This is a genomic window from Agrobacterium sp. 22-214-1, from assembly GCF_053522465.1.
In genome coordinates this window covers 128,409-140,964 of record NZ_JBNWCK010000005.1, presented here as the reverse complement: position 1 = coordinate 140,964, position 12,556 = coordinate 128,409, and the positions used below count along the sequence as shown (strand labels likewise).

General features: G+C 59.0%; 12 protein-coding genes. 7 read left to right on the top strand and 5 right to left on the bottom strand.

Annotated features, from left to right (window positions below):
- Positions 1 to 272: 272 nt before the first annotated feature.
- The 5 genes from ACQZ5G_RS18450 (at position 273) to ACQZ5G_RS18430 (ending at position 5,058) form a co-directional block, all read left to right on the top strand.
- On the top strand, positions 273 to 776 hold the full coding sequence (locus tag ACQZ5G_RS18450; protein WP_448737968.1) for an invasion associated locus B family protein: 504 nt from the start codon (positions 273 to 275) through the stop codon (positions 774 to 776).
- A gap of 266 nt (positions 777 to 1,042) precedes the next feature.
- On the top strand, positions 1,043 to 2,215 hold the full coding sequence (rlmN, locus tag ACQZ5G_RS18445; protein WP_078052458.1) for a 23S rRNA (adenine(2503)-C(2))-methyltransferase RlmN: 1,173 nt from the start codon (positions 1,043 to 1,045) through the stop codon (positions 2,213 to 2,215).
- A gap of 109 nt (positions 2,216 to 2,324) precedes the next feature.
- Positions 2,325 to 3,278 (top strand): ABC transporter substrate-binding protein, encoded by a 954-nt coding sequence (locus tag ACQZ5G_RS18440; RefSeq protein ID WP_003523186.1) that lies wholly within the window; start codon positions 2,325 to 2,327, stop codon positions 3,276 to 3,278.
- A gap of 107 nt (positions 3,279 to 3,385) precedes the next feature.
- Entirely contained in the window at positions 3,386 to 4,267 is an 882-nt protein-coding gene (locus ACQZ5G_RS18435; protein ID WP_003523188.1) for an ABC transporter permease, read from the top strand.
- Positions 4,264 to 5,058, top strand: a complete 795-nt coding sequence (locus tag ACQZ5G_RS18430; protein WP_003523190.1) for an ABC transporter ATP-binding protein — start codon at positions 4,264 to 4,266, stop codon at positions 5,056 to 5,058. The genes ACQZ5G_RS18435 and ACQZ5G_RS18430 overlap by 4 nt, the downstream gene beginning before the upstream one ends.
- Before the next feature lie 39 nt (positions 5,059 to 5,097).
- On the opposite strand, the gene ACQZ5G_RS18425 is transcribed toward ACQZ5G_RS18430, so the two are convergent.
- A complete protein-coding gene (locus ACQZ5G_RS18425; RefSeq protein WP_448737967.1) occupies positions 5,098 to 5,745 on the bottom strand; it encodes a LysE family translocator in 648 nt (215 codons plus the stop codon).
- A gap of 127 nt (positions 5,746 to 5,872) precedes the next feature.
- Positions 5,873 to 6,727 carry an SDR family NAD(P)-dependent oxidoreductase gene (locus ACQZ5G_RS18420; protein WP_448737966.1) on the bottom strand — a complete coding sequence of 285 codons (855 nt, stop codon included), beginning with the start codon at positions 6,725 to 6,727 and terminating at the stop codon, positions 5,873 to 5,875.
- A gap of 314 nt (positions 6,728 to 7,041) precedes the next feature.
- Here ACQZ5G_RS18420 and ACQZ5G_RS18415 point away from each other — a divergent pair, with 314 nt between their 5' ends.
- On the top strand, positions 7,042 to 8,265 hold the full coding sequence (locus tag ACQZ5G_RS18415; protein WP_269346887.1) for an argininosuccinate synthase: 1,224 nt from the start codon (positions 7,042 to 7,044) through the stop codon (positions 8,263 to 8,265).
- Positions 8,266 to 8,319: 54 nt separating this feature from the next.
- Here ACQZ5G_RS18415 and ACQZ5G_RS18410 read toward each other — a convergent pair whose 3' ends face one another.
- Genes ACQZ5G_RS18410 through ACQZ5G_RS18400 form a run of 3 tightly spaced genes read right to left on the bottom strand, consistent with a single transcriptional unit; the run spans position 8,320 to position 10,165 of the window.
- Positions 8,320 to 9,516: a multidrug effflux MFS transporter gene (locus ACQZ5G_RS18410; RefSeq protein WP_026372519.1), complete on the bottom strand. Its 1,197-nt coding sequence runs from the start codon at positions 9,514 to 9,516 to the stop codon at positions 8,320 to 8,322.
- Between the two features lie 5 nt (positions 9,517 to 9,521).
- On the bottom strand, positions 9,522 to 9,980 hold the full coding sequence (locus ACQZ5G_RS18405) for a MarR family winged helix-turn-helix transcriptional regulator (RefSeq protein ID WP_448737965.1): 459 nt from the start codon (positions 9,978 to 9,980) through the stop codon (positions 9,522 to 9,524).
- Entirely contained in the window at positions 9,938 to 10,165 is a 228-nt protein-coding gene (locus ACQZ5G_RS18400) for a hypothetical protein (protein ID WP_174036562.1), read from the bottom strand. Before ACQZ5G_RS18400 ends, ACQZ5G_RS18405 begins: the two co-directional genes overlap by 43 nt.
- A 191-nt stretch (positions 10,166 to 10,356) precedes the next feature.
- Between ACQZ5G_RS18400 and ACQZ5G_RS18395 the strand changes: the two genes are divergently transcribed.
- The gene (locus ACQZ5G_RS18395; RefSeq protein ID WP_448737964.1) at positions 10,357 to 12,417 is read left to right on the top strand and encodes a M3 family metallopeptidase; all 2,061 of its coding nucleotides are present in this window, start codon (positions 10,357 to 10,359) and stop codon (positions 12,415 to 12,417) included.
- Positions 12,418 to 12,556 lie beyond the last annotated feature (139 nt).

Genomic DNA, 12,556 nt, shown 5'->3' with positions numbered 1-12,556 from the left:
GTGAGCCCGACGGGCGACAAATTCTTGCCTGAATTTATGTGTCATACACACGGAGGAAGGGTGTTTCGCGCCCTTCTCCTCAGGGCGTCGGGAGTCGCCAATCTGTAACACCGCAAGACGTTTCCGGCATTTTATGCGTGTTGTTGACGGTTTGGTAACCGCTTCCCGACCACAATGAGAAAAGACGATCCGCACCTGAACGTGGCCGATCCAGAAACTGGGCTCGCCGATGCTTCGGGCCAATGGAAGACAATAACCCGGCAGGAAATTCTATGTTTGTAAGAAGTGTAGCAACCGCAGCGGCCATTTTGCTGACCAGCGTCGGCATAGCATCTGCACAGTCGCCCACGCGCATCCAGCAGTTCAATGCATGGGGTGCCTATTCGTACAAATCGGGCAACAGCACCGTCTGCTACGTTCTTTCCATTCCGACCGCCAAGGAACCGGCAAGCGTCGATCACGGCGATATCTTCTTCATCGTCTCGCAGCGTCCGGGCCAGAACATTTCCTATGAGCCGCAGGCCATGGTGGGTTATCCGCTGAAGCAGGGCTCCAAGGTCAATGTGACGATCGACAACAAGAACTTCGTCATGTTCACCAAGGACAAGGCCGCCTGGGTTGAAAACGCTGCCGAAGAACCGGCACTCGTTGCCGCCATGAAGGGCGGCAAGTCGATGACCGTCAAGGCAGTTTCCGGCCGTGGCACCGCGACCTCCTATTCCTATTCGCTGTCGGGTATTTCGGCGGCTCTCAAGCAGATCGAGAGCTGCAAGTAACCCTGACGCTTTATCGCATTCAACGATGGCCGGTCATTGACCGGCCATTTGCGTTTTTGCTTGTTTGATGCTAAAGGCGCGGCAACATTGACAGGCGGATGCGCGAAAAGTGCTCCGCCTTTGATTTTCTCGACATGCAGACGATTTTCCGCCTATCCGAACGGCTGGTCGTGCGATGCATGGAATGGTGGGATAGCGTGATGTCCGTAATGCAAGCCCCTGCCGGTCTGGCAGTCAAAACCCCGCTGATCGCCAATAGCGATCTGATGTCCGGCAAGCCGTCGCTGATCGGCCTGACGCGTGAGGACATGGGCGAGGCGCTGGCCGAGATCGGCGTGCCGCAGAAGCAGGTGAAGATGCGCGTCAGCCAGTTGTGGAACTGGCTTTATGTGCGCGGCGTCTCCGATTTCGACAATATGACCAATGTCGCCAAGGAGCTTCGCGAGAAGCTGAAGGCGGCCTTCACCATCGCTCGCCCGGAAATCGTCGAGGAGCAGATTTCCAATGACGGTACCCGCAAATGGCTGATGCGGTTCCCGCCGCGCGGTGCGGGACGTCCGGTCGAAATCGAGACGGTTTATATTCCCGAAGAGGGTCGCGGCACGCTGTGCATTTCGAGCCAGGTGGGCTGTTCGCTGACCTGTTCCTTCTGTCACACCGGCACCCAGCGCCTCGTGCGCAACCTGACGGCTGAGGAAATCCTCTCCCAGCTTCTGCTGGCTCGTGATCGGCTCGGCGATTTTCCCGATGGTTCGACGCCGGTTGGCGCTTATGTGCCGAGTGAAGGCCGCAAGGTTTCCAACATCGTGATGATGGGCATGGGCGAGCCGCTCTATAATTTCGAGCATGTGAAGACCGCGCTTCTGATTGCTACCGATGGCGATGGCCTCTCGCTCTCCAAGCGTCGTGTCACGCTCTCCACCTCGGGTGTTGTGCCGGAAATCTTCCGCACCGGCGATGAGATCGGCGTCATGCTGGCGATTTCGCTGCATGCGGTGCGTGACGAGCTGCGCGACATGTTGGTGCCGATCAACAAGAAATATCCGCTGAAGGAACTGATCGAGGCCTGCCGCAAATATCCGGGCCTCTCCAATGCCCGCCGCATCACCTTCGAATATGTGATGCTGAAGGATGTGAATGACAGTCTGGAAGACGCCAAGATGCTGGTGCAGCTTTTGAAGGGCGTTCCGGCCAAGATCAACCTCATTCCGTTCAACCCATGGCCGGGCACGAACTATCAATGCTCGGACTGGGCACAGATCGAGAAGTTCGCCGATTTCATCAATCAGGCGGGTTATGCCTCGCCGATCCGCACGCCGCGCGGCCGCGATATTCTCGCCGCCTGCGGCCAGCTGAAGTCGGAATCGGAGCGCATGCGCAAGACCGAAAGGTTGGCTTTCGAGGCGATGATGATCGCCAACCATGGCGCAGATGACTGAATAAGCCGCAATTGCCGCCTGAAAGCTTGTTTTGCAGCGGTTCTCCGATTGATTTCGGGCTGTCTTGTTCCTAAGAAGACGAAAACAGGGAACCAACAGGAGGATATCCATGCGCGCATTCATTCTGGCTCTCGCTGCCGCGAGCGCCCTCGTTCTGCCGGCCAAGGCTGAAAACGTCACCGTTGCCGTCACCGCCATCGTCGAACATCCGGCGCTTGATGCCGCCCGTGATGGTGTCAAGGCCGCGCTTGCCGAAGCCGGTTACAAGGAAGGCGAGAACCTCAAGTTCCTTTATGAGTCCGCGCAGGGCAATCCCGGCACCGCGGCGCAGATCGCGCGCCAGTTCGTGGGCGATGCACCGAACGTCATCGTGCCGATCTCGACGCCGTCCGCGCAGGCCGTCGTTGCCGCAACGCGCGACATTCCGGTCGTCTTCACGGCGGTTTCCGATCCGGTCGGCGCACAGCTCGTCAAGGACATGCAAAAGCCCGGCCGCAACGTGACCGGCCTTTCCGACATGCTGCCGGTTGGTGAACATCTGGCGCTCATCAAGGAAATCTCCCCGAACGCCAAGTCCATCGGTTTCATCTACAATTCGGCCGAGGCCAACTCCGTTTCGACGCTGGCCCTCTTGAAGGCCGAAGCCGAGAAGGCGGGTCTCAAGGTTGTTGAATCCGTCGCCACCAAGTCCGCAGAAGTGCAGGGCGCAACCCGCGCGCTGGTCGGCAAGGCCGATGTGATCTACGTTCCGACCGACAACACCATCGTTTCCGCTTTCGAAGCGGCTGCCGGCGTTGCATCCGAAGCCAAGATCCCGCTTTACGCCGCCGATACGGATTCCGTCGCCCGCGGTGCGGTTGCTGCCCTCGGCTTCAACTATTTCGACGTGGGCAAGCAGACCGGCGCCGTCGTCGTCCGCATCCTCAAGGGTGAAAAGCCGGGCGATATTCCGGCAACCGTTGCTGTCGGCACTGATCTGGTGATCAACAAGAAGGCCGCCGAAAAAGCTGGCGTCACCTTCCCGGAAAGCATCACCAAGCGCGCCACCAAGGTCATCGACTGAACCGAAACCAAACTGAATAACGGGCGGCGGCAAATTCGCCGCCCGTTTTACGTGGCACGAGACGGTGCCCGTCTCCGCCTGATGGCGGCAATAACAAGGACATTACCGTGAGCCAAATCGCCTTCTGGGGTGCCGTGGAGCTGGGACTGGTCTTCGCTTTCGTGGCGATCGGCGTTTATCTCGCTTTCCGGGTGCTTGATTTTCCTGACCTGACCGTGGACGGTTCGTTTCCGCTCGGCGCTGCTGTCGCTGCCGTGCTGATCATCGCCGGTCTGAATGCCTGGGTCGCGACGGCGGTTGCGATGGTGGCCGGCGCCGCCGCCGGCATCGTGACCGCGACGCTCAACGTTCGTTTCAAGATTCTCAACCTGCTTGCCTCGATCCTGACGATGATCGCGCTGTTTTCCGTCAATCTGCGCGTGATGGGAAAGCCGAATGTGGCGCTGCTCAATCAGGATACGATGATCTCGCCGTTTTATGGCCTCGGCCTGTCGGAATATCTGGTGCGGCCGCTTTTCGTCGGCGCGCTGGTGGTGATCGCGGTCATCCTCGTCTGGCGTTTCCTTGAAAGCGATGCGGGCCTTGCCATGCGCGCGACAGGCGCCAATGCCCGGATGGCGCGGGCGCAGGGCGTGAAGACGGGCAACCAGATCTACCTCGGCATGGCGCTTTCGAATGCGCTGGTCGCTCTCGGCGGCGCGCTGTTTGCGCAGACCAACGGCTTTGCAGATGTGACCTCCGGGGTCGGCACCATCGTCGTTGGCCTTGCCGCCGTCATCATCGGCGAAACGCTGTTCGGCGCGCGCGGCATTCTGATCGCGCTGATCGGCTGCGTTTTCGGCTCCATCGCCTATCGTCTCGCCATCCAGCTTGCCCTGTCGAGCGATGTGCTGGGCCTCAAGGCGTCTGATCTCAATTTCGTAACGGCGGTATTGGTGGCCATCGCATTGATCCTGCCCCGACTGCGCCGCGGGGGAGCAACATCGTGATTTCCCTTTCTGATATCCAGGTTGTCTTCGGGCGCGGCACGCCGCTGCAGAAGCAGGCGCTCTCCAAGATCGACCTCACCATTGAGGATGGCTCCTTCGTCACCGTCATCGGCTCCAATGGTGCCGGCAAATCGACGCTGCTCGGCGTTCTGGCGGGCGATGTCCTGCCGACGGCGGGCAAGGTGATGATCGGCGGTGCCGACGTTACCCGCAAGCCGACCGCCAGCCGGGCGGGACGGGTGGCGCGCGTGTTTCAGGACCCGCTGGCGGGCAGCTGCGGCGCGCTCACCATCGAGGAAAATCTGGCGCTGGCGGCGTCGCGCGGCGAGCGTCGCGGCCTTCTGCCGGCGCTTGGGCGCGGCCGTCGGGATTTTTTCAAGGAGCGTATCGCTTCGCTCAATCTCGGGCTGGAAAATCGTCTGAAGGACCGCATGGACCTTCTGTCCGGCGGTCAGAGGCAGGCGGTCTCGCTCGTCATGGCGACGCTGTCCGGCTCGGATGTGCTGCTGCTCGATGAACATACGGCTGCTCTCGATCCCGGCATGGCCGAATTCGTGATGGAACTGACCCGCAAGGTCGTGTCGGAGCGCAAGCTGACGACGCTGATGGTCACCCATTCCATGCGTCAGGCGCTGGATTATGGCACCCGCACGATCATGCTGCATGCCGGTGAGATCGTGCTTGACGTCTCCGGCGATAGCCGCAAGGATCTCGAGGTCGAGGACCTGATCGACATGTTCCGCAAGATACGCGGCCAGAAGCTCGACGATGATGAGTTGCTGATCGGTTGATTGTAAAAAGGCGCCGTAAGGCGCCTTTTTTGTTTGCCGTCAGCGCGCCTGCGTGAAGAAAATCTTGACGGCGAAAAGCGAAAAGACGCCGGCGATCGTATAATCCAGTCCGCGCAGAACTTTCCGGTTGCGTTGCAGCCAGGCTGAAAGAACATCTGCGGCGATCACGATGCCGATGCCGATCGGCAGCGCTACGATGATCGACCAGATGCCGAGGAAGATCAGCTTGCCGGTTACATGCGGGTCGGATGCGCTGACGAATTGCGGCAGGAAGGTCATGAAAAAGATGATGATCTTCGGGTTCAGCAGGTTCACCCAGATGCCGTTCAACAGCGCCGATTTCAGGGAGGACTGCGCTTTTTCGCCTGTGCTTTTCACCATCACGAAATCCGAGCCCTTGCGGATCGCCTGAATGGCGAGCCAGACGAGATAGGCGGCCCCGCCGGTCTTCAGGATCATGAAAGCGGTCGGCGAAGCGACGATGAGGGCGGCGACGCCGAAGGCGACGAGCATCGTGTGCACGGTAATGCCGATATTGGTTCCCAGTAGCGTCATGAAACCCGCCGTCCGGCCCTCGCGCAGCGAGCGGCTGATCCACAGCGTCATGTCAGGCCCCGGCGTCACCGCCAGAAGCAGAATGGCGATGGTGAAGGCGATCAATGTTGGCAGGCCTGGAACGAAATCCATCGCGGCACCCGTAAAATCTGGAGGTTGCCGTGCTTAACGCGATTTCGCGCTTCTGCCAATGTTTTTGAGCGCCAATGCATCGGCGCGAAAAGCCGCCGCAACGGTCCATCGCGGCGGCCCGGAACATTCAGTTTTTCAGGAAGCTGGTGAAGGCGGCGGAATATTCCGTGTGCCAGCGCGACAGCGGCGGGCGGTTCTGGACGATGTCATAGGCCGCCCAGAGAATGCGCTTTTCATCCGTCCGGCGGTCCACCTCGCCATCAGGGCAGAGAATGTAGAAATCACCCCGGCCGATACTTTCGACCATGAAGTCGACGGTCTGTTCGCCGGTCCATGCGCCTTCCGGCTTTTCCGTTCTGCCATGGGCGGTGAGGCCGGTGAAAACGTAACCGGGGATCAGCAGATGGGCGGAAACCGAGCCGTTCGGAATATTGCGCAATTCGTGCTGAAGCGCTTCCGTGAAGGTTTTGACGCCTGACTTCGAGACGTTGTAGGCGGGATCGCCGGGAGGTGTGGTGATGCCCTGTTTCGAGCCGGTATTGATGATGAGCGCCGGCTCGCCATGGGCGATCATGCCCTGGCCGAAAACACGGCTGCCGTTCACGACGCCCATCAGATTGACGTTGATGATTTTGTCCCAATTGGCCTGCGGGCCGAAAATGGCGCTGCCGGGCTGGATGCCGGCATTGTTCATCAGAACGTGAACGCGTCCGAAACGCTGGATCACGGCGCGCTCCAGCGCCTCCAGTTCATCGAGTTTGGATATGTCGGTCGGGATGGCGACGATCTGCGCTTCGCCGTCCTTGGCGACGGCCAGAATATCCGCATGGGCTGCGGCAAGCCTGTCGCCGTCGAGATCGACGAGCACGACACTCATGCCGAAACCGGCGAATTTGCGGGCGGCGGCAAGTCCGATGCCGGATGCCGCACCGGTGATGACAGCGACATTATCTTCCTTGAATGCGGGGTGGATGGTCGTCATAGGTTTCTCCTTCGCGTCGTTTCGGCTGTTTCCAGCGGTTTGCAACGTTGCCTGAACCTGAGTGGCTTCATTCACGGTCTTCAAGTCGATCGCGCCGCTTATGATAAAGCGCGAATTTTCATAATGCATGTGACAATTGCTTCGTTCCCATCGATGCGCCCGGTCATCGCCCGCTATCGTACCCGCCCATCAATTGTTTTGTCGCTTATCTCACGGAAAAGCGCTTCACACATTTCGGGTTGCACTGTAAAAGTGCCGAAATCCCAAGGAAATGGCGGTGTCCCAATGCCGTCATCATGCAGATGGACATCACTATGGCACTTCCGAAAGACGTTAAGAAAGTCGTTCTCGCCTATTCCGGCGGTCTCGACACCTCGATCATCCTGAAATGGCTTCAGACGGAACTCGGCGCGGAGGTCGTGACCTTCACCGCCGATCTCGGCCAGGGCGAAGAACTTGAGCCGGCGCGCAAGAAGGCCGAGATGCTGGGCATCAAGGAAATCTTCATCGAGGACGTCCGCGAAGAGTTCGTGCGTGATTTCGTGTTCCCGATGTTCCGCGCCAACGCCGTTTATGAAGGCGTCTATCTGCTCGGCACCTCCATTGCCCGTCCGCTGATTTCCAAGCACCTGATCGAAATCGCCAAGAAGACCGGCGCCGACGCCATTGCCCATGGCGCCACCGGCAAGGGCAACGACCAGGTCCGTTTCGAGCTTTCGGCCTATGCGCTGAACCCGGATATCAAGATCATCGCTCCCTGGCGCGACTGGACGTTCAAGAGCCGTACCGACCTCCTGAACTTCGCCGAACAGCACCAGATTCCGGTTGCCAAGGACAAGAAGGGCGAGGCGCCTTTCTCGGTCGACGCCAACCTGCTGCACTCCTCTTCCGAGGGCAAGGTTCTGGAAGACCCGGCGCAGGAAGCACCGGAATATGTGCATATGCGCACCATTTCTCCGGAAGCCGCGCCCGATAAGGCAACCGTCATCAAGGTCGGTTTCCGCAAGGGCGATGCCTGCTCCATCAACGGCGTCGAAATGTCGCCGGCGACGCTTCTTGCGACACTGAACAACTATGGCCGCGAAAACGGCATCGGTCGTCTCGATCTGGTTGAGAACCGCTTCGTCGGCATGAAGTCGCGCGGCGTTTACGAGACGCCCGGCGGCACCATCCTGCTTGCCGCGCATCGCGCCATCGAATCCATCACGCTTGACCGGGGTGCAGCCCACCTCAAGGACGAGCTGATGCCGCGTTACGCCGAGCTTATCTATTACGGCTTCTGGTTCTCGCCAGAGCGCGAAATGCTGCAGGCACTGATCGACAAGAGCCAGGAACATGTCGAAGGTGAAGTGACGCTGAAGCTCTACAAGGGCAATGTCATGGTAACCGGTCGCGAGAGCGCCAAGTCGCTTTATTCCGACGCGCTGGTGACCTTCGAGGACGACCACGGCGCTTACGATCAGAAGGATGCAGCGGGCTTCATCAAGCTCAATGCGCTGCGCCTGCGCACACTGGCCAAGCGTAACCTCAGCAAATAATTCTGCTGGAATGGAAATAATGAAACCCGCGGGCGGTGACGCCGGCGGGTTTTTTTATGTCTCTCTTCTGGAAACGATGCGGAAGCCGATATAGCTGGCAACGGCCGTGAACTCCATCACCGGAATGATGATGCCGAAGCCGGTGAGTGGTGAACCGATAAGCGAGGCTGCAGTACCGCCCGCAAAACCAGATCCCATCTGAATGAAGCCCATCATTGCTGATGCCGAGCCGGCAATATGCGGAAAAGGGGCAAGGGCTGCCGTTACCATGGATGGCGTCAGCAAAGCGATGCCGACCGTCGCGACCGCCACGGGTCCCATGATCGAGAGAAAGGATGGCGGTATCAGGAACACTGACAGCAGAATGAGAAGGCCGCCTGTCGCCGAAAAACAGAGGCCGAGGACGACCGAACGACGGTCACCCAGCCGCGGTGCGATGTAACGCAGGGCAATGGAGCCGAAGAAATAAGCACCAGTCTGCATCAGCATGCCAACACCGAAAGCGGTGGGTGTCATGCCGACCTCGTTGATGAGGATGAAGGTCAGCATGGTGGCCTGCGCATAAAGCGCGCCGATGGACCCGCCAAGCACCAGTGCGGCCAGAAGAAAGCGCGGCGCGCTCAGCAAGGTCTGATAGGCCGACAAAAGGCGACGTGGGCGGATCAGGCTCTTGTCCGGGATCGTCGTCTCGCGCAGAAAAACCACGACGGAGAAGATGGCCAGAGCCCCGAGGCCGGCCATGAGGAAAAATACCGATTGCCAGCCAAAAGCCGCAAGTGAAAGCCCGCCGATTGTCGGGCCCATGGCGGGGCCAACGGCCAGCATGATACCGATGAGGTTCATGATGCTGGAAGCATCGGCGCCGGTGAACTGGTCGCGCACCACGGCGCGCGCCACTGTCATCCCGACGGAGGCCCCGATGCCCTGGATAAGCCGGGCAAAGAGCAGCACTTCGATTGTCGGTGCGAAAATGGCAAGCAATCCGCCGCCCAGAAAGATGGACAGGAAAACGAGGCTTGCCTTGCGCCGCCCGAAGGCGTCGGAGGCTGGGCCGGCGAGCAGTTGCGCGATCGCGAAACCCGCAAAATAAAGCGAGAGGCTGAGTTTTATGGCGGACTCTGTCGTGGCGAAAACCCGCGTCAGTTCCGGCATGGCCGGTGTGTAGATGGCCATGGAAATCGGCGCCAGCGCCGTCAGCAACGCACCGAGCATGGCCGTGCGCTTTCTGGACATGATCGTTTCTGGCGACATTGCGATCAGCAGCTCTGGCCCGGCTGTTCCGGCTGGAGATTGTTGCGAAGCGTCTGCAGGAAGCTGCGGAAAAGCGCGACCTCCTCTTCGTTCAGGCCCTGTGTGGCGTGCCGCACGAGTTCATCGATTTCCTGGCGCACGGCTTCCAGCATCTCGGCGGAGTTTTTTGTCAGCACGATGCGCTTGGAGCGCCTGTCCTGCGGGTCCTGCTGGCGTTCGATGAGATCGAGAGATTGCAGCTTGTCGAGATAGGCGCAGATCGTCATCGGTTCGATGCCGAGCCGGGCGGCGATATCCGACTGCTTGCTGCCATCAACGACGGCAACCGTCAGCAATGCGCGCGCTTCGCCGGGCGTCAGGCCCAGTCCGGCTTCAGAAATTCGGCGCTCAAACGCACTGTTCAGCAGGCGTGCGCCGCTGTTCAGTAAAAATGCCAATGAGTCTTTTTCGCGTTTAGTGCCCATGCTTCGCCTTTTCGTAAGTCAGCCTTACTAAAATCCCGGCGATAATCAATGGCGCATAAATCATATTGTTGAAAATCGAGTAAAGTATGTGTCAGTTCGATTGCGTTACGATCGGCAACATAATCGACGATTGTTACGCCAAAGCAAAGAAGATCGGACATCCCGCGTTTTATTTCATCTGCCATGCCGGTCCGTATCGTCGGTCAGGTCCCTTTTATCGGCCACCTGCCATCGGTATCCGGCGTCTGCGCCGGCAGTCGGGGCAAAAGCAAAAATCAGGTCGTAGCCAATCTTCCTTACACCAAAGTCCGGCATTGAATTGCCGGTGGAGGCGTGCCCATATGGGCTTAAACCGGAATTGTACAAGGAAGATGAAATGCCATCCAAGACCGCGCTTTATCCCGCACTCTTTGACTGGAACGGCCACAATGGTCTGCCGAAATTCGATGCGGTCAGGGATGAGGATTTCGCTCCGGCCTTCGATGCCGCCCTTCTGTCCCACGAACAGGAAATCGATGCGATTGCTGGCAATGCTGAGAGCCCGAGCTTCGAAAACACCGTGACCGCGCTCGAAATCGCCGGAGACGATCTTTCGCGCATTTCGGCGCTGTTCTGGAACAGGGCAGGCGCCAATACCAATGGTGTGATCCAGGCGCTGGAGCGGGAGATCGCACCGAAACTGTCGCGGCACTATTCGAAGATCGGCATGAACGAAGCGTTGTTCAAGCGCATCGATACATTGTGGGAAAAGCGCGGAACGCTTGGGCTGACGGGTGAGGAGAGCCGCGTTCTTGAGCGGCACTGGAAGGGTTTCGTGCGCTCCGGCGCCAAGCTGCCGAAGGACCGGCAGGAACGACTGGCGGCGATCAATGAGGAACTTGCGGGTCTCGGCGCGAGATTCGGGCAGAATGTGCTGGCGGATGAAAAGAACTGGAAGCTTCTGCTTTCCACGGAAGAGGAACTTGCCGGCATTCCCGGTTTTCTTCGCGACGCGATGGCGGGTGCGGCCCGTGAGCATGGCGAGGACGGCAAATTTGCCGTTACCCTTTCCCGTTCCATCATCGAGCCTTTCCTGACCTTTTCCGAACGCCGCGATCTGCGCGAACAGGCCTTCAGGGCCTGGGTGGCGCGCGGCGAGAATGGCGGCGAGACAGACAATCGCGATATCGTCCACCGCACGCTCGAACTGCGCGAGGAAAAGTCAAAGCTTCTCGGTTACGCGAATTTCGCCGCCTACAAGCTTGATGACACGATGGCGAAGACGCCGCATGCCGTGAACGGTCTTCTGGGGCAGGTCTGGGAAAAGGCCGTGCGCCGTGCGGGCGAGGAAGAGGCCGAACTGGCCGCCATCATCGCCGAGGAGGGCAGGAATCACGAAGTGCTGCCCTGGGACTGGCGGCATTATGCCGAAAAGTTGCGGGCACGGAAATTCAGCTTCTCCGAGGCGGAGCTGAAGCCCTATCTGCAGCTCGAAAAGATCATCGAGGCCTGCTTCGATGTGGCCGGGCGGTTGTTCGGGATTCGAGCGGTCGAAGTCAAAGGCGTCGCCGCCTATCACCCGGATGTGCGGGTTTTCGAAATCCGCGATGAAAAGGGCGATCTGAAAGCCATGTTCCTCGGCGATTATTTCGCCCGCCCCTCCAAGCGCTCCGGCGCGTGGATGAGCTCCTTCCAGTCGCAGCACAAGCTGCCCTTGAAGAATGGCACGGTAGGAGAAATTCCGATCATCTACAATGTCTGCAATTTCGCCAAACCGGCTGAAGGCAAACCGGCGCTGCTTTCGCTCGACGATGCGCGCACGCTGTTTCACGAATTCGGCCACGCGCTGCATGGCATGTTGTCAAATGTCACTTACCCTTCCGTTTCCGGAACGGGCGTCTCGCGCGATTTCGTCGAATTGCCGTCGCAGCTTTACGAACATTGGCTGACGGTGCCGGAAATTCTGGAAAAATACGCCCTGCATTATGACACAGGCGCGCCGATGCCGAAGGCGCTGCTGGACAAGGTTCTGGCCGCGCAGACCTTCAATGCCGGTTTCAGCACGGTGGAATTCACCTCGTCGGCGATTGTCGATATGGCGTTCCACACTCGGGAAAACGTGAGCGATCCGATGGTCGTGCAGGGTGAGGTGCTCTCCACCCTGAACATGCCGAAGTCTATCGTCATGCGGCATGCGACCCCGCATTTCCAGCACGTTTTCTCCGGCGACGGATATTCGGCCGGCTATTATTCCTACATGTGGTCGGAAGTGCTGGATGCCGATGCCTTTTCGGCCTTCGAGGAAACCGGCAACCCCTTCGATGGCGAAATGGCGCGCAAGTTGAAAGACAATATCTATTCCGTCGGCGGTTCCATCGATCCGGAGGAGGCATATCTTGCTTTTCGTGGCAAGATGCCAAGCCCGGACGCCATGCTTTTGAAGCGTGGTCTGGTATAAGGCTCCGGTATAAAAGACTGTCATATTTCTGAGCTAGAACCTGAGTGCAGGGGGCTTATGACAAGGCCCCCCCTTTCGCATTTGCAAAAAAAAGGTTATGAGCGCGCCAAACTAAATTGGCGTTTCTCATCGATATAGC

Excerpts from the sequence above, each read along its gene's own strand:
- ACQZ5G_RS18405 (WP_448737965.1), bottom strand. The coding sequence starts at position 9,980 with ATGGGCACTAAACGCGAAAAAGACTCATTGGCATTTTTACTGAACAGC.
- ACQZ5G_RS18425 (WP_448737967.1), bottom strand. The coding sequence starts at position 5,745 with ATGGATTTCGTTCCAGGCCTGCCAACATTGATCGCCTTCACCATCGCC.
- rlmN (WP_078052458.1), top strand. The coding sequence starts at position 1,043 with ATGTCCGGCAAGCCGTCGCTGATCGGCCTGACGCGTGAGGACATGGGC.
- ACQZ5G_RS18440 (WP_003523186.1), top strand. The coding sequence starts at position 2,325 with ATGCGCGCATTCATTCTGGCTCTCGCTGCCGCGAGCGCCCTCGTTCTG.
- ACQZ5G_RS18400 (WP_174036562.1), bottom strand. The coding sequence starts at position 10,165 with ATGGCAGATGAAATAAAACGCGGGATGTCCGATCTTCTTTGCTTTGGC.
- ACQZ5G_RS18450 (WP_448737968.1), top strand. The coding sequence starts at position 273 with ATGTTTGTAAGAAGTGTAGCAACCGCAGCGGCCATTTTGCTGACCAGC.
- ACQZ5G_RS18420 (WP_448737966.1), bottom strand. The coding sequence starts at position 6,727 with ATGACGACCATCCACCCCGCATTCAAGGAAGATAATGTCGCTGTCATC.
- ACQZ5G_RS18415 (WP_269346887.1), top strand. The coding sequence starts at position 7,042 with ATGGCACTTCCGAAAGACGTTAAGAAAGTCGTTCTCGCCTATTCCGGC.
- ACQZ5G_RS18395 (WP_448737964.1), top strand. The coding sequence starts at position 10,357 with ATGCCATCCAAGACCGCGCTTTATCCCGCACTCTTTGACTGGAACGGC.
- ACQZ5G_RS18410 (WP_026372519.1), bottom strand. The coding sequence starts at position 9,516 with ATGTCGCCAGAAACGATCATGTCCAGAAAGCGCACGGCCATGCTCGGT.